Origin of the sequence: Nocardiopsis sp. NPDC058631 (genome assembly GCF_042716955.1) — a bacterium.
Classification (GTDB): domain Bacteria; phylum Actinomycetota; class Actinomycetes; order Streptosporangiales; family Streptosporangiaceae; genus Nocardiopsis.
Genome location: NZ_JBHXQY010000022.1, coordinates 35,787 through 55,232, shown reverse-complemented (window position 1 = coordinate 55,232; position 19,446 = coordinate 35,787). Strand labels below are relative to the sequence as shown.

Here is a 19,446-nt window from a genome sequence, read left to right as displayed (position 1 = left end):
CCCACCGACAGCGCCGACAGCCCCGCACGGGCAACCAGAAAGCATCCGAAGGGAAGAACGTGAGCACACCTCCTCCGCGCGCACTCTTGTACGGGGACGTGGACCTCAACATCATCGACGGTTCCGCGGTCTGGGCCCAGTCGATGGCGCAGGCCCTGGCCGCCGCCGGATGCGAGGTCACCCTGCTGCTGAAGGCACCCGTGCGCACCGACCGGCTCACAGAGCCCCTCACCCGGGTCCCCGGTGTCCGCCTGCTGCGTCCCTACGAGGACAAGCTGCTCCCGGACCTGGGCCCGCGCGGGCTCACGCCGGAGCAGGCCGTCGGCCTGCTCACACGGCAGCACGAGCGCAAGCCGTTCGACCTGGTGGTGGTGCGCGGCCGCCGCCTGGCCGGGCTCGCCGCCCAGGAGGAGTCGCTCGCGGGCAGGCTCTGGACCTACCTGACGGACTTCCCGCACAGCGTGGGCGAGCTGTCGGCGACCGCGACCGCCGAACTCACCCAGATCGCGGTGGCGTCCAGGTTCCTGCTCTGCCAGACCGAGGAGCTGCGGGCCTTCCTGGAGTCGTCGGTGTCGGCGGCCTGCGGCCGCTCGGTGCTGTTCCCGCCCGTGGTGGTGGTCCCCGAGGACGTGCGCGCCGACGGCGCCGCCCACGCCCGGGCCCGCCTCGCCTACACCGGCAAGTTCGCGCCCGCGTGGAACACCCTGGAGATGACCGCGCTCCCCGCCGAGCTCGCCGCGCGGGGCGTCGACGCCGAACTGGTGATGATCGGCGACAAGATCCACGCCGAGCCCGCCGACTGGGCCAAGCGCATGCGCAAGGCGCTGGAGGGCACGCCCGGGGTGGACTGGCGCGGCGGCATGCCGCGCGCCGAGGCGCTCCGCCAGGCCGCCGAGTGCGGGTTCGGGCTGTCCTGGCGCGACCCGTCCATGGACGCCAGCCTGGAACTGTCCACGAAGGTGCTGGAACTGGGGGCTCTCGGACTTCCGGTGGTGCTCAACCGCACCCCCATGCACGAGGCGATGCTCGGGGCCGACTACCCGCTGTTCGCGGGGGCCGACGTCGGGTCCGTCGCCGAGGTCATCGCCCGGGCCCACCACGACCGGGCCCTCTACTCGGACGCCGCCGAGCGCTGCCGTGAGGCCGCCGACGCCCACACCCTCGAACGGGCCGCGGAGCGCCTGCGCGGCTACCTCACCGAGGCCCTGCCGCCCGCACCGGCCGGGGTCGACCCGGAGCGACCGCTCAAGGTGGTCGTCGCGGGCCACGACATGAAGTTCTTCACCCGTCTCGCCGAGTACCTGGACTCCCTGCCGGGGCTGGAGGTGCGCATCGACGAGTGGGAGGGGCTGAACTCCCACGACCAGTACAGGTCCCGCGAACTCGCTGCCTGGGCCGACGTGGTGATCTGCGAGTGGTGCGGGCCCAACGCGCTGTTCTACTCCAAGTGGAAGCGCCCCGACCAGCGCCTGGTGGTGCGCCTGCACCGGTTCGAGCTGTACGCGGAGTGGCCGCGCAAGCTCGACATCGACAAGGTCGACGCCGTGGTGTGCGTGAGCCCCCACTACGCCGACCTCACCCGGGAGCTGACCGGGTGGCCCGCGGACAAGGTGATCGTGGTGCCCAACTGGGTGGACGACGAGCAGCTGGACCGCCCCAAGCTCCCCGGTGTCGAGTACTCCCTGGGCATGGTCGGGATCGCGCCGTCCCGCAAGCGCCTGGACCGCGGACTCGACGTGCTGGCGGAGCTGCGCCGCATGGACCCGCGGTACACGCTCTCGGTCAAGACCAAGCAGCCGTGGGACTACTGGTGGATCTGGAACCGGCCGGAGGAGCGTGCCTACTTCGAGCGCGTGTACCGGCGGATCCAGCGTGACGAGCTCCTCGCGGCCGGGGTGGTGTTCGACCCGTTCGGGCCGGACGTGGCGACCTGGCTGCGACGGGTGGGGTTCATGCTCTCCACCAGCGACGACGAGTCGTTCCACCTGGCGCCCGCCGAGTGCGCGGCCTCGGGTGGCATCCCCGCTCTGCTGCCGTGGCCGGGCGCGGACACCATCTACGACCCGCACTGGATCCACGACGACGCCGTGGCCATGGCCGAGTCCATCCACGAGACCGTCAGCGGCGGCGGGTTCGCGGCCGAGGCCGAGCGGGCGCGCTCCGAGGTGACGAAGGCCTACGGGCTGGGCCGGGTGCGTTCGCTGTGGAGCGACCTGGTGGTGCGCGGGAAGGCACCGGACCTGCTGCGGACGACGGTGCCGACCGAGGCCTGAGCCGGGGGCGCGGACCGGCGCGCCCTTCCGGTCCCAGGCCGTGTTCCGCGGATCATTCCGGGCTCGCGTCCCCCAGGCTGCCTTTCGCCGCGCCGACTGCGCTCGGACAGCCACACCCGGGCCGGCCTGCGCTACTCCTCTTGCGAGAGATGGCCTGGCAGCCGCTCGCGTACCCAACCTCTCAGGTCAGTACACCTAGACCGGGCCGGTCATCTTCGACAGCCCGCCCGCACCGGCGGGCAGGAACAGGGCGAAGGTGGTCGGCCTCGTCTGCACCAGCTCGATCCGGGCGCCCTCGGACTCGGCGATGTGCCGGGCCAGGGCCAACCCCAGGCCGGTGCCCCCGCCGCCGCTGACCTCGCGTTCGAAGATCCGCCCGGACAGGTGCTCGGGCACGCCCTCGCCCTCGTCGCTGACCTCGATGCGTACCGACTGCCCGGTGTCCAGGCGCCGGATGGTCACCGTCCCGGCGCCGTGCTTGTAGGCGTTCTCCACCAGGGTCGCGAGGATCTGCGCCAGGTCGGCGGGGGCCGTCACCGCGGTCAGCCCGGAGACACCGGTGATGAGCAGTTCGCGGCGCTCCCGCTGGAAGACCGGCTCCCACTCGGCCCGGAGGTGTTGGAGGACGGGGTCGAGTTCGACCGCCTCCACCTCGGGGTTCTGGCTCTTGCGGGCCCTGCCGAGCAGGCTCTCCACGGTTTCCACCAGGCGTTCGGCCTGGGCGAGGGCGGCCTCGCCCTCCTCGCGGACCACGTCCGGGTTGCCGGACTCCGCGATGATCTCCTCCAGCCGCATCGTCAACGCCGTGAGCGGGGTGCGGAGCTGGTGCGAGGCGTCGGTGGCGAAGTGGCGCTCGGTGGCGATGAGCCCCGCGATGCGCTCGGCACTGCGGTCGAGGACCTCCGCCACCCGGTCGGCCTCGGGGATGCCGTACCGGTGCCCCCAGGGAGTGGTGATCCCCGAGCCGAGGCGTTCGGCGGTGGCGGCCAGGTCCACCAGCGGCAGCGTGAGCCGCCGCGCCTGGAACATCGAGAGCCCGACGGCGACGCCGATGGCGAGCAGGGACAGCGAGGCGATGCCCAGCCAGGCGCGCACGACGCTCTGCTGGACGGTCTCGGCGTTCGTCCACACCTCGACCAGCGTGCCCCTGCCGGTGGTCGCCGTGGCCTTGAGCAGGCCCGGCGCGCCGGGTTCCTCGGGGTTGAGGGCGGGGTCCCCCGCCGTTGCCCCCGAGGGGTCTCCCGCCGGCGTGATCTGGATGTACCGGTCGGGGTGGTCCCGGTCGAACCCGTCGGGGTAGAGCTTCCCGTGGATCTCCAGCATGGTGTCGCTCTCGGCACCGATCAGCTCCGCCTCGCCCTGGAGCTGGCGGCTGCTCTCGTCGTGCACCAGCTTGTACGTGAGCGCGCCCAGGGGCAGCCCGAGCAGCATGACGGCGATGACGGTCACCACCAGGGTGGAGAAAACCATCCGCCTGCGCATGTCACCTCACGTCCGTCCGACCCCTGCCAGGCCGATCGGCGCTGAGCCCGTCGGAACCCAGGGTCGTGTCAGTCCCGCTCGAACCGGAATCCCACTCCCCGGACCGTGGTGATGTACGAGGGCTGGTTGGCGTCGTCGCCGAGTTTGCGGCGCAGCCAGGAGATGTGCATGTCCAGGGTCTTGGTGGAACCCCACCAGTTGGTGTCCCACACCTCGCGCATGATCTGTTCGCGGGTCACCACCTTGCCCGCGTCGCGCACGAGGACACGGAGGAGGTCGAACTCCTTGGTGGTCAGCTGCAGTTCGCGTTCTCCCAGCCATGCGCGGCGGGAATCGTTGTCGATCCGAACGCCGTGCACGACGGGCACCTCGGCGCCGCCCCGGCGCAGCAGCGCGCGGACACGGGCGAGGAGTTCGGCCAGTCGGAAGGGTTTGGTGACATAGTCGTCGGCGCCCGCGTCGAGGCCGACGACGGTGTCGACCTCGTCGGCGCGGGCGGTCAGGATGAGGATCGGCGTTCCGTGACCCTCGGCGCGGAGCCGACGTGCCACCTCTAGCCCGTCCATTTCGGGCAGTCCGAGATCCAGGACCATGAGGTCTATGTCTCCCGCACGGGCCCGGTCGAGTGTCTCAATGCCGTTGACGGTCACGTCCACCGTGTAGCCCTCGCGGCGGAGTGCGCGCGCGAGAGGCTCTGAGATCGAGACATCGTCTTCGGCCAGCAAAACGCAGGTCATGTTGTCGATCGTAGGTCCGGGGTCGTGCATTTCCCTATTATGCGCGCCGGATGTCCCAAGGTTGGCTGAAAATACGCTAATCACATACCGGTCAAATGGTTCGATTGACTCTCATGCGACTTTTCTTTGCGCTTAGTTGGTGAAACTGGGAGGCTTGACCGTACGTGCGCGCCGGAAGGCGGTCCCGGTGCCGCACGGACACCCATGCCTCCCCCCTGAAGGTCACTCCGAATGGGAAAGTGGGAGGATTCATTGCAAAACGGGTAGTAAAGCGCCGGAGGGTGGGCGTGGAACCCTGTCGTCGCCCGTCCGCGGCCCCAACGACACACCGGCCCCGACCGGCGTCCCCACAGCGAGGAGACTGTACGTGAACCCCTACAACGAGCCCGGGCAGGACAGCGGCTCCGGTCCTCCGCCGCACAGACCCCAGGGTCCGCAGGGTCCGCAGGGCTTCCCAGAGTTCCAGGGGCAGCCGGGATCGCACGGGCCTCCTGGGCCGCAGGGGCATCAGGGTTTCCCGGGTGCTTCGGGGACACGGGGAGCGGGCGGGAACCCCGGCCCGCAGGGCGTGCCGGGGCCGTCCTTCCATGGGCAGCCGCAGGGCCTGCCCCCCTCCACGCACCACGCACCCCAGGGCGGCCAGCCTCCCCAGGGTCCGCAGGGGCCGCAGGGGCCGCACGGGCCTCCTCCCGGACAGCCGCCCCGACCGGGGCGCTACGGCACCGGCCTCCTGGCCGTGCTCGCGGTCATCGCCGTTCTGGCGGGCGCCTCCTTCCTCGGCGGCGGTATGGCCCTCGGCCGGATGGCGACCGCCGGCTTCACCGGGGCCGACACCCCCGGCCCCTCCGCGGACCCGGGCGGGGACCCGTCGGCGGAGGAGTCCCCGACGCCCCGGCCCACGCCCACGGAGGAGTCCACGCCCACCGAGGAGCCCCTTCCCACGGACGAGCCGTCCCTCGAAGCGGAGGAGCTCATCACCGCGGAGGAGCTGATCGACGAGCTGCGCCGCGACTTCGACATCGAGGCGCGGGCGGACGTCACCGAGGACATCTGCACGGTGGAGGACGAGGAGGACGAGGCCGGGAACCTCTTCCAGTGCACGTCCGCGATGGACACCAACCTGGTGCGGGCGGTCGCCTTCGACGGTGCCGGGATCGCGCTGTTCGCGGCGATGGCCCTGGAGGAGAGCGAGGACACCACGGCCGCCGACATCCAGGACGCCTGCCACTTCGTGCTCATCTGGTTCGACGAGAGCGGGATGGACCAGGGCGAGCGCGACGACATGGCCGACTCGACCCGGGAGGCGGCGGGCTGCCCCTGACGGGTGCACCGCCGCTCCGGCCCGTCCGCCACGCGCCACCGGGCCACGGGGGACGTGTCGCTGTGCATCTCAATGAATACTCTGAGTGACAATGGTGGTGTTGGTGGGGGTTGGCCTGGATTCAGGTCCCCCCGCATCCATTCCACCAGGATCGCCCAGCCCGGTGCCAGGCCCCACTGCTTCCTGTGGACGACGGTCCCAGCGCGCCGCGGCGGGGCCGGTCCCGCAGACGCGAGGAACGGCGATGGCACACAGAGGCACCCTGCGAGCGGCGATGGCGATGCTGGCGCTCGCCCTTCCCACGGCGCTGGCGGCACCGGCCGCCGCATCGGCGGACCGGTCCACCGACCCGGGTCCACGGGAGTCCTCCGTCGGGCCCGCGGAGCAGAACGGCTCCGGCGTCCACGTGGTGCCGGGCTCCTACTCGGCCCGCCACTACTACTCGACATGGAGGGAGGCCCGCTCCTACTGGCAGCGGGACACCATCCACCCCACGGGGGCCCGACTCCCTCCCGGGCGCCACTACTTCTTCTGCCAGACCGAGGGCCAGCCCCACTCCGACGGCGAGGGCGGCTACTCCACGTGGTGGGCGCTCACCGACGACGCCGACGGCAACCGGGACGTCTTCGTCAGCGCCACCGCCCTCCGGGTCGCCGAACCCTGGAAGCCGGTCAGCGGCCTTCCCCGCTGCTGAGGGTTCCACGACGAGGGCCCGCCCAGGGTGTGCACACCCCGGGCGGGCCCCTTCCTCTTCCTCCTCCCGCCGACCGGCAGCCCCCGGCCGGCGGTCCGGACACCCGGTCCGGACACCCGGCCCGGGTACCCGGACCGGGCGCACCGGCCCCGCGCGGGGCCGGTGCACCACCGTCAGGAGTCCAGTTCGGCGGGTGCCCCGTCGGCGCCCTTGCGCCTGCGGCTCAGGTACAGCGCGGCTCCACCCGCGCAGACGGCGACCACGGCGGCCACCACCAGGCCGAACAGTGCGCCACCGGTCGTCGGCAGGGCGCCGTCCGCGTCACCGGGCCTGCCCGGCTTGTCGTCACCCGGGGCGGTCGGCCCGGTGCTCGGCGGGTCCGTCGGCTCCGCGGGGTCCGTGGGCCCGGTCGTCGGCTCGGCCGGGGGGTCGGTGGGCGTGCCGCCGCCGTCCGGCACCGTGGCCTCCTCTCCCACGACGATGCGGCCGGAGCCGCCCTCGGGATACGCCTCCTCGGTGACCCGGCCCTCCAGGGTGTCGGTGAGCAGACGCTCCAGGGCGATCTGGTAGGTCGCCCCCACGACGGTGAAGTCGGCGCCCCGGAACGGGTACATGTCCCCGCCCCTGGCGGAGAAGTCGTTGGTGACGACCGTGATCGGGTCGCCGTCCACGACCCCGCCGTCCTCGACGAGGACCGTGCCGTCGTGCAGGATCACGTTGCGGACCCGCTCACCCGGGGTGGTCACGGTGCCCTCCTCGTCCACCACCTGCGCGGCGCGGGAGGGGTCGTACGCGAAGTTGACCCCGGCGACCTGCATGAACCCGCCGTTCGCCGCGGGAGCGGCGGACACGCCCTGCTCCAGCAACTCCTTGACCTGGGAGCGGGGGATGTTCGGGACCACGGCCACCTGGTTGGCGAACGGAGCGACGGAGTAGGTGTCCAGCGAGCTGAGCGGGCCCGCGGGGAGCACCGAGGCGTTGCGGATGCCCCCGCCGTTCTGGATACCGATCTGCGGTGCGGGCACCCCGTACTCCTCGGCGTTGCGGACACCGGTGTCCAGCAACCCGTCCGCGACCAGGTTGCCCAGGTTCGTCTCCTGGGTGCGCACACCCGGGTTCTGGACGCCGTCGAGGTCCACCTCGCTCCGGGCGACCTCGGTCTCCGCCAGCTCCGCGACGTAGTCGGAGACCGGCTTGGTCACCTGGGCCTCGACCTCGGGGTGGGGGGAGACCGCGTCGTCACCGGTACCGGACACCCGCACCGGGCCGGAGCGGTCCGAGACCGACACCAGGTCGCCCCCGTCGAAGTTGACCACCAGGCGTCCCACGTACTTGTAGTTGGACCCGGCGGTCACGATCGGGACCTGTGTGCCCTCCGTGTCGGTGGCCACCAGCGGGTAGGCCAGCGGCTCGCCCGTCCCCGGGTGGGCGGTGACCTCGTCGCCGGGCACCAGGGCGTCGTCCGGGTCGGCCATCACCTCGTGGCCGCCCCCCGAGACGATGGCGTCGACGCCGGTCAGCTCCTGTGCGACGCGTTCCTCGTAGGCGATGTTCTGGAGGTGGGAGATCATGATGATCTTGTCGACACCCCTGTCGGTCAGCCGGTCGACCTCGGCCTGGACCGGGGCGACGAGGTCCTCGACCACCACCCCGCGCGGGCTGGTGATGGAGGCCAGCGGCGGGTACAGGGCGCCGACGACGGCCACCTTCTGACCGGAGACCTCGACCACGGTGCTGGGGGCGATCCTGCCCGCCGCCTCCTGCGCGGCGAGGTCCGGCTCGGCCGAGACGTCCACGTTCGCGGCGACCACCACCGTGTCCCCGGTGAGCTGGTCGACGAAGTCGGCGTACACGTCCGGGCCGAAGTCGAACTCGTGATTGCCCATGGAGACCGCGTCGTAGCCGGCGTGGTTGGCGGCGAGGGCGTCGTAGGAGGGCGCGCCGTCCTCCCGGGAGGCGGCGAACTCCGGTCCCGGGAGGTACATGTCGCCGGAGTTGACGGTCAGCACACCGCGCTCGTCGGCCTCCCCGTCCCCGGCCTCCGCGCCGCTGTTCTCGGCGTCGCGGAGCTGGTCGAGCAGTGTGGTGAAGCGGGCGGCCCCGCCGAAGCCGCCCTGGCCCGCCGCGGAGAGCAGCTGCGACTCGGGGTCGTTGGCGTGGAGGATCGTCAGCGTGAAGTCGGGGGAGGCCCCGGGTGCGGTGGGCTCCGCCGCGGCGTGCGGCAGCGGGACCGCGAAGGCGCTCGTCAGCATCACTGCTGCCGAGGCGCGCACGAGTCTGGACATGTTCCGGGGGCTCCTTCGGGGGATCGGCGGGGTCTGCCGCCTGTGGCGGATAGGGGCCGGAGTTGATCACCCTAGAGGCGCGGGGAGGACGGGGCACGTGTTCGGTGGTGACGATTCGTAGAATCTGCGGTGCCGGTCAGGAGTTTCGTCCCAGCCGTATCGTCCCCTGCGACGTCCCCCGCACCGATCATCGCCGGTGGAGGACCCTCGTGTCCGCGGAAAGGGCGTGTCGGGGGAATCGGCGGCCCGATCCCGCACCCGGCGCGACCGCCGCCTCTACCATGGGGGAGGCAAGTTCGCTCGACACCCTCGGAGGACGTCCGTGTTTCCCTCTGGCCAGGACCCGTACGACCCCAACGGGACACAGGGCGCAGGCGACGTCCCGCCGCAGCGGGGACTCCCCGACTTCGGCGCCCACCTCGACGCGCTCCGCCCCGACGCGCCCCTCCCCAGGAAGGTCGCGGCCGTCCGTGCGCTGATGTACATCGGCGGCGCCTGCGGTCTCGGCCTGACCGCCCTGTTCCTCCTGGGGCTGAGCGTCCCCCAGGAGGCGATGGCCGACGCCCTGCGGCAGCAGACCGAGCTCGCCGCCGAGGAGGGCGTCGACCTCGCGGTCGGCGTCGAGATGATGCGCTCCATGATGGTCACGATGGCCGCCGTCACCGGCGTGTACGGGCTGCTGTCCACGTTCCTCGCGGGCAGGATCCACCACCGCACCGTCGGCGTCTTCTGGGGAGTCGTGGCCTTCCAGACCGCCGCCGGGGGACTCCTGCTCTGGAACCTCGTCGTCGGCGACCTGATCGCCGTCGTCCCGCTGGGTTTCGCGGTCACGATGATCGCCCACATGTTCTCCCGCGAGGGCCGCGCCCACTACGGGCTCCTCTAGGGCCTCTTCCGACCGGGCACGTCGCCGGTGGGACGTGAGGGGCGGGGCCGCCAACCCCTCCCCGGTCACGGCGCCCCGTCCGTCCCCCCGCCCGGTACCGGGCGGCCGAACAGCCGCGCGCCCTCGCGCGGGGGCTGCGGCGGGCGCACCGCCACCTCCGTCCACCGGCGCTCCAGCAGGCGGCGGACAGCCGTGACACCCGTTCCCGGCGCGGTGCCCCCACCGCCCTCCGGCACGCGCACCCCTCCCTCCGGGTTCTCCAGGGCGAGCGCCTCCCGCAGCAGTTCCGACGAGTCCGGCCTGTCGTCGGGGTCCTTGGACATCGCGGCGAGCACCAGGCGCTCCAGGCCGGGCGGCAGGTACTGGAGGTCCGGCTCCTCGAACATCACCCGCCGGGCCATCTCCTTGGCGTCGGCCCTCCCGAACGGGTCGTGCGCCACCGAGGCGAACGCCACCACCGCGCCCCACAGGAACACGTCGGCCTTCTGCGTCGTGGGCTGGCGCTGGTACTGCTCGGGGCTGACCCATCCGGGCGTGCCCAGCCTGTCCACGCGCTCGGCGATCCGCTCGTCGGCCAGGGCGTCCGGTGAGGGCAGCCTCAGGTCCCGGTAGGCGCGGCGCATCCGCCGCAGCCGGATCCACTTGGTCGGGTCCGGGTCCTCCACGGGGTGCGCGATGCCGAAGTCGAGGAGCTTGGGTCCCGTGGAGGAGAGCACCACGTTGCTCGGTTTGAGGTCGCGGTGCACCACCCCGGCCGCGTGGATGGCCCGCAGCGCCTCGGCGGTGCCGACGGCGAGGCCCAGGAGCATGCCCTTGCGCAGGCGCCCGAACCGCTCCACGTGGTGCCGCAGGGTCGGCCCCGCGACGTACTCGGTGATCAGCCACGGGAGCTCGGCCTCCACGTCGGCGCGCACGAACCGGGCCACCGAGGGGCTGTTCACCCTGGAGAGCAGGCGGGCCTCGACCGCGAACCGCTCGCGGAACCGGTGGTCGGCGGCCTGCTCCGGGTGGACGACCTTGACCGCCAGGTAACCGTGCACGCCGGGGGAGTCCGCCGCGTAGACGGTGCCCATGCCGCCGGAGCCGATCCGCCCGCGCACCCTGTGCCCGCCGATCTCGCGGGGGTCCCCCGGCTCCAGGGGGTCGAGCCTGCGCGCGCCTCTCGCCTTCATGGACGCTCCCTTGTCTGTGGGGGAAGGGGATGCTGCGCCGGAGTCTATCCGCGGCCCCCGCGGGGGCCGGGAAGCACGCGCTGCGCACGGGGACGCCGCCTGAGCTCCCGGCGGGCCGGTGCAGGGGACGCGGCGCCCTTCCGTGGCACGCCGTCCGCGGTGGGGCCGGGGCACTCCCGAACGTCGTCGCCCTCTGGCACTGTCGGGGCGAGAGGAAGGCGACGCCATGACACCGCAACAGTTCATCGACGCGGCACTGGAGCTCCCCGAGACCGACGAGTGCGAGCCCTTCGGCCCCGGCGCCCCGGTCTACAGGGTGGCGGGCCAGCACATGTTCGCCGTGCTCATGGGAGGCGCGGACCAGGGCGGGGACGACGACGTCCCGGCCACGGTCAACCTCAAGTGCGACCCCGGCCTCGCCCTGGAGTTGCGGAAGCAGTACCCCGCCGTCACACCCGGCTACCACATGAGCAAGAGGCACTGGAACTCCGTGCTCCTCGACGGGACCGTGCCCGACGACGAGATCGCGGAGATGCTCAGGCACTCCTACGTCCTGGTGGCGAGTAACCTGCGCAGAGTCGACCGCGACCGCGTGCTCGCCAAGCTCGGCGAGGAGCCGCCGGACGCCGGAGGGGCGGGCACGGCGGCACCGGAGAAGGCGTGACCGGGCCCGGTCCGGTGGAGAGGGGGACGACCACGTGTCCGACGGGACCTTCCGACCCGCGGTCGTGCAGGGTGTTCTGGAACGCATCACCTACGCCAACGAGGACAACGGGTACACCGTCGCCAAGGTCGACACGGGACGGGGCGCCCACGACCTCCTCACCGTCGTCGGCTCCCTCATGGGCGTCCAGCCGGGCGAGGCCCTGCGCATGCACGGCCGGTGGGGCTCCCACCCCCAGCACGGCAGGCAGTTCCAGGTGGACGACTACACCACGGTCCTGCCCGCCACGGTGCAGGGCATCCGCCGCTACCTCGGCTCGGGTCTGATCAAGGGCATCGGCCCCAAGATGGCCGAGCGCATCGTCGAGTACTTCGGGACCGAGGCGCTGGAGGTCATCGAGGAGCGCCCCGAACGGCTCGTCGAGGTGCCCGGCCTCGGGCCCAAGCGCACCAGGCTCATCGCGGATGCCTGGGAGGAGCAGAAGGCCATCAAGGAGGTCATGGTCTTCCTCCAAGGGGTCGAGGTCAGCACCTCCCTGGCCGTGCGCATCTACAAGAAGTACGGCGATGCCTCCGTCGAGGTGGTGCAGAAGGAGCCGTACCGCCTGGCCACCGACGTGTGGGGGATCGGGTTCAAGACCGCCGACACCATCGCCCGGGCCGTGGGCATCCCGCACGACAGCCCGCAGCGGGTGATGGCCGGAATCCAGTTCACCCTCTCGGAGTCCACGGGCGACGGCCACTGCTATCTGCCCGAGGAGAGGCTCATCTCCGCCGCGGTCAAGATCCTCCAGGTGGAGGCGGGGCTGGTGATCGAGTGCGTCGCCGAACTCGTCGCCAACGAGGGCGTGGTCCGCGAGACCGTCCCCGGGCCCGGGGACGAACCCGTCCGCGCCGTCTACCTGCTGCCGATGCACCGCGCCGAGATCGGCCTCACCTTCGGCCTGCGCTCCCTGCTCGCCCACCCCGTGGACCGGATCCCCGTGTTCGCCGGTGTGGACTGGGAGGTCGTCATGGACTGGCTGCGCACGCGCACCAGCGCCGACCTCGCCGAGGCCCAGCGCGAGGCCGTCCGGCTCGCCCTCACGGAGAAGGTGTGCGTGCTCACCGGCGGACCCGGCTGCGGCAAGTCCTTCACGGTCGCCTCCATCGTCGCCCTCGCCAGGGCCAAGCACGCCAAGATCATCCTGGCCGCCCCCACCGGTCGGGCCGCCAAGCGACTCACCGAGATGACCGGCCTCGAAGCCCGCACGGTGCACCGGCTCCTCGAACTCCGGCCGGGGGGCGACGCCGCCTTCGACCGCGACAACCCGCTCGACTGCGACCTCCTGGTCGTGGACGAGGCGTCGATGCTGGACCTGCTCCTGGCCAACAAGCTCGTCAAGGCGGTGCCACCCGGGGCGCACCTGCTGTTCGTCGGCGACGTCGACCAGTTGCCGTCGGTCGGGGCGGGCCAGGTGCTCCGGGACCTCCTGGACGAGGGCTCGCCCATTCCGAGCGTCCGCCTGACCCACGTCTTCCGGCAGGCCCAGGACTCCGGCGTGATCACCAACGCCCACCGGATCAACGGCGGGGAACCGCCGCGGTTCGAGGGCATGACCGACTTCTTCCTCTTCCCCTGCGAGGAGTCCGAGGACACCGCCCGGATGACCGTGGACGTGGTCGCCAACCGGATCCCGCGCAGGTTCGGCCTCGACCCGCGCCGGGACGTCCAGGTGCTCACACCGATGAAGGGCGGGCCCGCGGGGTCGGTCAACCTCAACACGGTGCTCCAGGCCGCGGTGACCCCCGCCGGCGAGCACGTCCCGGAACGCCGTTTCGGCGGACGCGTCTTCCGCGTCGGCGACAAGGTCACGCAGATCCGCAACAACTACGACAAGGGCGAGAACGGGGTGTTCAACGGGACGCTCGGCGTGGTCGAGGGCATCGACGCGGTCGCCCAGGAGATCACGGTGCGCACGGACGAGGAGGAGGAGATCGCCTACGACTTCGCGGAACTGGACGAACTCGCCCACGCCTACGCCATCACCGTGCACCGCTCCCAGGGCAGCGAGTACCCGGCCGTGGTCGTCCCCGTCACCACCAGCGCCTGGATGATGCTCCAGCGCAACCTCCTCTACACGGCCGTCACCAGGGCCAAGAAGCTGGTCGTCCTGGTCGGCTCCCGCCGGGCCCTGGCCCAGGCGGTCCGCAACGCCTCCTCCGGGCACCGGTACACCGCACTGGCGCACCGGCTCCGTTCGGCCCCACCGGTCGGGTGAGCACCGGGAAACGCGGCGGGCCGCGACCCCGGACCGTCACCGGGGCTCACTAGGCTGGCGGGCGTGGATCACGTGGAGCAGCAGACCCTGGTCGTGGTGGGCGCGGTCGTCATCCGGGACGGCCGGGTACTGGCGGCGCAGCGAGCCGACCCTCCGACACTGAGGGGCCGGTGGGAGTTCCCCGGGGGCAAGGTCGATCCGGGCGAGACCTCCGCCGACGCGGTGGTCCGCGAGTGCGAGGAGGAGCTCGGGGTCACGGTCCGGCCCCTCCACCGGGTCGGTGGGGACGCGAGCTTCCCCGCCCCCGGCCGTTCCCACACCCGGCCCGCCGTGCTCCGGCTCTGGCGCGTCGAACTCCTCAGGGGAGAGCCCACGGCTCTCGAACACCTCTCCCTGCGCTGGATCACCGCCGCCGACCTGCGCACTCTCGCCTGGCTGCCCGCGGATCTGCCCTTCCTCGACGAGATCGCACCCCTGCTCGCACCGGGAACCGCCACTCACCCGTAGGCTGTACCCACCGGCCCGTCCGCGACGGGGCCCCGTGTCCGGCGTCAGCCGGTGCCCGGGGCGCGCCCTGGCGGGCCCCGGAGAGCACCACCCCCGGCGCCGCCCTCGCCCCGTCGAGCGGTCGGAGCCGGACAGGGAAACGGGCTCGGGGAAGCATCCGGCGCCCCACCGCGTTGAAGGCTTGACCCCGCGGCGGCACGTTCGGATCCTCCACGGGCCGACACCGCCTCATCGTCTCCGGACAGGCACCAGGGTCCGGGCGGTGAACGCGGAGTGACCGGCGCCAGTGCCGGGCGGTCAGGGGTGACCAGGGTGACCTGTACGTTTCCCAACCAGACCACTTTGACCGCATAAACTGGCAACGGGCCGTGGCAACCTGCGGTCTCTTCCCAGTACCAGGAGATCGAGACTTTCCCATGTCCAGCGCTACGCCCGTCGAGGGCTCCGCACGCCGCAGCGACCTCCGCAACGTCGCCATCGTGGCCCACGTGGACCACGGCAAGACGACCCTCGTTGACGCCATGCTCTGGCAGTCCGGTGTGTTCCGTGAGAACCAGGACGTCGACGACCGGGTGATGGACTCCAACGACTTGGAGCGCGAGAAGGGCATCACCATTCTCGCGAAGAACACGGCCGTCCACTACACCACGCCCGAGGGCGAGGACGTGGTCATCAACATCATCGACACCCCCGGCCACGCCGACTTCGGCGGTGAGGTCGAGCGCGGCCTGTCCATGGTCGACGGCGTCGTCCTGCTCGTGGACGCCAGCGAGGGCCCGCTCCCGCAGACCCGCTTCGTGCTCCGCAAGGCCCTCCAGGCCAAGCTCCCCGTCATCCTCGTCATCAACAAGGTCGACCGGCCCGACAGCCGGATCGCCGAGGTCGTGGACGACACCTACGAGCTGTTCATGGACCTGGACGCCGACGAGTCGCAGATCGAGTTCCCGATCGTCTACACCTGCGCCCGCGACGGCAAGGCCTCCCTGGAGCGTCCCGACAACGGCACCGTTCCGGAGAACGACAACCTCGTCCCGCTGTTCAGCACCATCCTGGACACCATCCCGGCCCCGGAGTACGTCCCGGGCGCACCCCTCCAGGCCCACGTCACCAACCTGGACGCGTCCCCCTTCCTGGGCCGCCTCGCGCTCGTCCGGGTGCAGCAGGGCGAACTGCGCAAGGGCCAGCAGGTCGCGTGGATCCGCACCGACGGCAGCACCCAGCAGGTCAAGATCACCGAGCTGCTGATGACCGACGGCCTGGAGCGCAAGCCCGCCGAGATGGCCGGGCCCGGCGACATCGCGGCCATCGCCGGTATCGAGAACATCATGATCGGTGAGACCCTCGCCGACCTGGAGAACCCGGTCCCGCTCCCGCTGATCACGGTGGACGAGCCCGCGATCTCCATGACCATCGGCACCAACAACTCGCCGCTGGTCGGCAAGACCAAGGGTTCCAAGGTCACGGCCCGCCTGGTCAAGGACCGCCTGGAGAAGGAGCTCGTCGGCAACGTCTCCCTGCGCATCCTGCCCACGGAGCGTCCCGACACCTGGGAGGTGCAGGGCCGCGGTGAGCTGGCGCTGGCCATCCTGGTCGAGCAGATGCGCCGTGAGGGCTACGAGCTGACCGTCGGCAAGCCGCAGGTGGTCACCAGGGTCATCGACGGCAAGGTGCACGAGCCCGTCGAGCGCCTCACCGTGGACGCCCCCGAGGAGTACATGGGTGCCATCACCCAGCTGCTCAGCGTCCGCAAGGGCCGCATGGAGAACATGGTCAACCACGGCACCGGCTGGGTGCGTATGGACTGGCTGGTCCCCTCCCGCGGTCTCATCGGCTTCCGCACCGAGTTCCTCACCGAGACCCGGGGCACCGGTATCGCCCACCACGTCTTCGAGAAGGTCGAGCCGTGGTTCGGTGAGCTGCGCACCCGCCCCAACGGGTCCCTGGTGGCCGACCGCGCGGGTGTCGCCGTCCCCTTCGCGATGTTCAACCTCCAGGAGCGCGGCACGCTGTTCGTCGAGCCCACCACCGAGGTGTACGAGGGCATGATCGTCGGCGAGAACTCGCGCTCCGACGACATGGACGTCAACATCACCAAGGAGAAGAAGCTCACCAACATGCGCTCGGCCACCGGTGACGAGCTGGTGCGCCTCGTGCCGCCGCGCAGGCTGTCCCTGGAGCAGGCCCTGGAGTTCTGCCGCGAGGACGAGTGCGTCGAGGTCACCCCCGACCACGTGCGCATCCGCAAGGTCGTCCTCGACCAGAAGGAGCGCGGCCGGACCGCGGCCAACAAGAAGCGCCAGCAGCAGTCCTCGTAGGACCGACGGGGGCACACACACCGGGGGCGGGTCGCGGACGCGGCCCGCCCCCGGTGTGTTTTCCGTCCGGGGTGCCCGGGTAGGCAGAGGAGAGCATGAAGCCCGAGCCCTCGTGTCCTCGATGCGGGCGCGCGGTCCAGCCTCCGGGGCTGTGGACCAGCGCCTGGCAGTGCGGCGTCCACGGGGCGGTCGCCCCGCTCCAGGGGATCCGCACCCCCGGCACATCGGCTCTTGAGGCACTCCTGCCCCAGGCACGCGTCCCGGTGTGGACCCCGTGGCCGCTGCCCGCCAACTGGGTCGTCACGGGGTTCGCCGAGGCCGGGGACGAACGCAGCGGGGCGCTCGCGACCGCCGTCGCCCTGTCCGGCCCCGACCCCCTCGGTGGTGTCGGCGAGATCGCCGTCGTCGCCGAGGACCCCGGCATCGGGCTCGGCGCACGCCTCGCCGGCCTGGAGGGCCCCGACCCCGGCGCCGGCTTCGACTCCGCCGCGGCCGACGCCAAACTGCGGTTCGACGGCCACGAGGTCGCCCTGTGGAACCTGGCCGTCGGCCGTGACCGGGCGGTGTACGCGGGGGAGGCCCTCGCCCACTGGCTGTGGTTCGTCTTCGCCTCCGCCGACACAGCCCTCCTCATGTGCGAGATCAACTCCCTGCGGGACCTGCGCGACATCAACGACGGCGGCGTGGTGTCGGAACCACCGTTCGGGGCGGCGAGCCCCTTCCTCACCCGGAGCCTCGCACCCCGGGACGAAACGGGCTGAACGGGGGCATGCGCGCCCACCCGGCCGGAACGCGGAGGCCGGGACTTACGTACAATCGCCCGGTGACACGTATCGACCTGCACTCACACAGCTCGGTCTCCGACGGAACCGACGTCCCCGCCGACGTCGTGCGGCACGCGGTCGCCGCGGGTCTGGACGTCCTGGCCCTCACCGACCACGACACCGTCGGGGGGATCGAGGAGGCCGCGGCGCACCTGCCCCCGGGGTTCACCCTCGTCCCGGGGATGGAGCTGTCCTGCGCCTACGCCGGATCCAGCGTCCACCTGGTGTCCTACCTCTTCGACCCCGACGATCCCGGGCTGGACGGCGAACTGCGCCGGGTGCGTTCCGACAGGGCCTCCCGGGCGGAGGAGATGGTCCGCAAACTCCGGGAACAGGGAGTGGACGTCACCTGGGAGCGCGTCCTGGAGATCGCGGGCGCCGGCAGGGCGGAGTACGCCGACGCCAACACGATCGGCCGCCCGCACCTGGCCCGGGCGATCGTCGAGGCCGGAGCGGCCCGGGACGTCCAGGACGCCTTCGACCGGTGGATCGGTTCTGGCGGCCCCGCCTACGCCTCCCGCTACGCGATCGACCCCGTCCGCGCCGTGGGACTGGTCAGGGCCGCGGGCGGGGTGTGCTCACTGGCCCACCCGGCACGGGCGGAGGGCTCCCTCAACGGAGCCGTCCCCCTGGACCTCGTGGAGCGCATGGTCGAGGCGGGTCTGGGCGGAATCGAGGCGGACCACCCCGCCCACAACCGTGCGCAGACCAAGTACTGGCGGGGAGCGGCCGCCGACCTGGGCGTGGTGGTCACCGGTTCCAGCGACGACCACGGAAGCCTCACCGGGCACCGGCTCGGACGCAACACCACCGACCCCGAGGCCTTCGACGAACTCGTGGCACCGGCGACGGGGGTCCCCCTTATCAAGGGGTGACCAGCGTGTCGCCCTCTGGTGTCCGGTACGGTACCGACCACTGCGCGGGAGCGCGACAATGGTCGCAGCAGAACTACCTGTACCTGGACGAAACCGAAAGGTCTGACACCGTGTTCTGGAAGCGGAAGCCGAAGAAGCAGGACGGCCCGGAGGCCCCCGATTCCGCTGCGGAGGTCGCGGTGGACGACAAGGACGAGGCCGTGGAGGCCGGCTCCGGCACGGTCGGGGCGACCCCGTCCGAGGAGAGGGACGAGGTCGTGCAGGCCGAGGACAAGGGCTCCGACCCGGCCGGCGGCTCCGACAAGGACTCCGGCGAGGCGGAGAGTGCCGAGGCAGCAGCCGACGAGCAGGCCGACGCCGCCGACGGTGAGGAGGAGGCCGACGCGGTCTCCGACGCCGCGGAGGCGGACCCCGACGCCGACGAAATCTCCGACTCCGACGCGGATGCGGACAAGACGGTGGAGCCCGTCGGGCTGTTCGCCGACGAGACCGAGGAGGCCGGGGTGACCGGCCCCGACTCCGACGGCATCACCCGCGTGCGCAGCATCGGCGTCTTCGAGTTCGACGAGGAGAAGTTCGACGTCGTCAGCAACACCTGGATCGTGAGGGCGGACGACGACGGCGTCGTCGTCATCGACCCCGGCTTCGACGCCGAGGCCATCCTGGAGGCCGTCGGCGACCGCGAGGTCTACCTCGTGGCCTGCACCAACGCCTACAGCCCCCACATCGAGTCGGCCATCAAGGTCGCCGAGGAGGCGGAGGCCGACATCGCGCTGCACCCCCGCGAGATGCGCGCCTGGCGGCGCCACCACGGAGCCGAGCACCGGCCCGAGATCGAGGTGGAGGGCCAGGGCGCCCTCGACATCGGCGACCTGCACATCGAGGTCCTGGCGCTGCCCGGCACCTCCTCCGGCAGCGTCGGCTACTACTTCAGCGAGCTGGGCGTCGTCTTCGGCGGTGACACCCTGCGCAAGGGTGAGCCCGGCATGGTCGGCAACACCTACATCGACTACACCACGCAGCTCGCGTCCATCGGTGAAGCCCTGCTGTCGCTTCCGCCGGACACCCGCATCCTGCCGGACCGCGGTCCGTCCACCACGTCGGGCGCGGAGAGCAAGAACTTCGACTCCTGGGTCTGACCCGACCGGACC

At 71.7% G+C, this 19,446-nt stretch carries 15 protein-coding genes; 11 read left to right on the top strand and 4 right to left on the bottom strand.

Annotation, left to right across the window (positions count from 1 at the left end):
• Positions 1 to 59 precede the first annotated feature (59 nt).
• Positions 60 to 2,273 (top strand): glycosyltransferase, encoded by a 2,214-nt coding sequence (locus ACFWTE_RS10380; protein ID WP_378779030.1) that lies wholly within the window; start codon positions 60 to 62, stop codon positions 2,271 to 2,273.
• A 195-nt stretch (positions 2,274 to 2,468) separates the two neighbouring features.
• Here ACFWTE_RS10380 and ACFWTE_RS10375 read toward each other — a convergent pair whose 3' ends face one another.
• Both ACFWTE_RS10375 and ACFWTE_RS10370 read right to left on the bottom strand, forming a co-directional pair.
• Positions 2,469 to 3,755, bottom strand: coding sequence for a sensor histidine kinase (locus tag ACFWTE_RS10375; RefSeq protein ID WP_378779029.1), 1,287 nt, complete (start codon positions 3,753 to 3,755; stop codon positions 2,469 to 2,471).
• A 68-nt stretch (positions 3,756 to 3,823) separates the two neighbouring features.
• Entirely contained in the window at positions 3,824 to 4,492 is a 669-nt protein-coding gene (locus ACFWTE_RS10370) for a response regulator transcription factor (protein ID WP_017570862.1), read from the bottom strand.
• A 736-nt stretch (positions 4,493 to 5,228) separates the two neighbouring features.
• On the opposite strand from ACFWTE_RS10370, the gene ACFWTE_RS10365 reads away from it, so the two are divergent.
• Both ACFWTE_RS10365 and ACFWTE_RS10360 read left to right on the top strand, forming a co-directional pair.
• The gene (locus tag ACFWTE_RS10365; protein WP_378779028.1) at positions 5,229 to 5,813 is read left to right on the top strand and encodes a hypothetical protein; all 585 of its coding nucleotides are present in this window, start codon (positions 5,229 to 5,231) and stop codon (positions 5,811 to 5,813) included.
• A gap of 244 nt (positions 5,814 to 6,057) precedes the next feature.
• Positions 6,058 to 6,507 carry a hypothetical protein gene (locus tag ACFWTE_RS10360; RefSeq protein ID WP_378779027.1) on the top strand — a complete coding sequence of 150 codons (450 nt, stop codon included), beginning with the start codon at positions 6,058 to 6,060 and terminating at the stop codon, positions 6,505 to 6,507.
• Positions 6,508 to 6,680: 173 nt separating this feature from the next.
• On the opposite strand, the gene ACFWTE_RS10355 is transcribed toward ACFWTE_RS10360, so the two are convergent.
• A complete protein-coding gene (locus ACFWTE_RS10355; RefSeq protein WP_378779026.1) occupies positions 6,681 to 8,792 on the bottom strand; it encodes a 5'-nucleotidase C-terminal domain-containing protein in 2,112 nt (703 codons plus the stop codon).
• 322 nt (positions 8,793 to 9,114) lie between these two features.
• Here ACFWTE_RS10355 and ACFWTE_RS10350 point away from each other — a divergent pair, with 322 nt between their 5' ends.
• Positions 9,115 to 9,678, top strand: a complete 564-nt coding sequence (locus ACFWTE_RS10350) for a hypothetical protein (protein WP_378779025.1) — start codon at positions 9,115 to 9,117, stop codon at positions 9,676 to 9,678.
• Between the two features lie 65 nt (positions 9,679 to 9,743).
• Here ACFWTE_RS10350 and ACFWTE_RS10345 read toward each other — a convergent pair whose 3' ends face one another.
• Positions 9,744 to 10,850 (bottom strand): serine/threonine-protein kinase, encoded by a 1,107-nt coding sequence (locus ACFWTE_RS10345; protein WP_378779024.1) that lies wholly within the window; start codon positions 10,848 to 10,850, stop codon positions 9,744 to 9,746.
• 226 nt (positions 10,851 to 11,076) lie between these two features.
• On the opposite strand from ACFWTE_RS10345, the gene ACFWTE_RS10340 reads away from it, so the two are divergent.
• The 7 genes from ACFWTE_RS10340 to ACFWTE_RS10310 all read left to right on the top strand — a co-directional run bounded on the left by ACFWTE_RS10340 (position 11,077) and on the right by ACFWTE_RS10310 (position 19,434).
• On the top strand, positions 11,077 to 11,514 hold the full coding sequence (locus tag ACFWTE_RS10340; RefSeq protein WP_378779023.1) for an MmcQ/YjbR family DNA-binding protein: 438 nt from the start codon (positions 11,077 to 11,079) through the stop codon (positions 11,512 to 11,514).
• 34 nt (positions 11,515 to 11,548) lie between these two features.
• On the top strand, positions 11,549 to 13,774 hold the full coding sequence (locus tag ACFWTE_RS10335; protein WP_378779022.1) for an ATP-dependent RecD-like DNA helicase: 2,226 nt from the start codon (positions 11,549 to 11,551) through the stop codon (positions 13,772 to 13,774).
• Positions 13,775 to 13,846: 72 nt separating this feature from the next.
• On the top strand, positions 13,847 to 14,281 hold the full coding sequence (locus tag ACFWTE_RS10330; protein ID WP_378779047.1) for a (deoxy)nucleoside triphosphate pyrophosphohydrolase: 435 nt from the start codon (positions 13,847 to 13,849) through the stop codon (positions 14,279 to 14,281).
• Positions 14,282 to 14,697: 416 nt separating this feature from the next.
• Entirely contained in the window at positions 14,698 to 16,596 is a 1,899-nt protein-coding gene (gene typA / locus ACFWTE_RS10325) for a translational GTPase TypA (RefSeq protein ID WP_378779021.1), read from the top strand.
• A 95-nt stretch (positions 16,597 to 16,691) separates the two neighbouring features.
• Positions 16,692 to 17,357 (top strand): DUF6758 family protein, encoded by a 666-nt coding sequence (locus ACFWTE_RS10320; RefSeq protein WP_378779020.1) that lies wholly within the window; start codon positions 16,692 to 16,694, stop codon positions 17,355 to 17,357.
• A gap of 62 nt (positions 17,358 to 17,419) precedes the next feature.
• Positions 17,420 to 18,295, top strand: a complete 876-nt coding sequence (locus tag ACFWTE_RS10315) for a PHP domain-containing protein (RefSeq protein WP_378779019.1) — start codon at positions 17,420 to 17,422, stop codon at positions 18,293 to 18,295.
• Positions 18,296 to 18,405: 110 nt separating this feature from the next.
• Positions 18,406 to 19,434, top strand: coding sequence for an MBL fold metallo-hydrolase (locus ACFWTE_RS10310; protein WP_378779018.1), 1,029 nt, complete (start codon positions 18,406 to 18,408; stop codon positions 19,432 to 19,434).
• Positions 19,435 to 19,446: the final 12 nt, after the last annotated feature.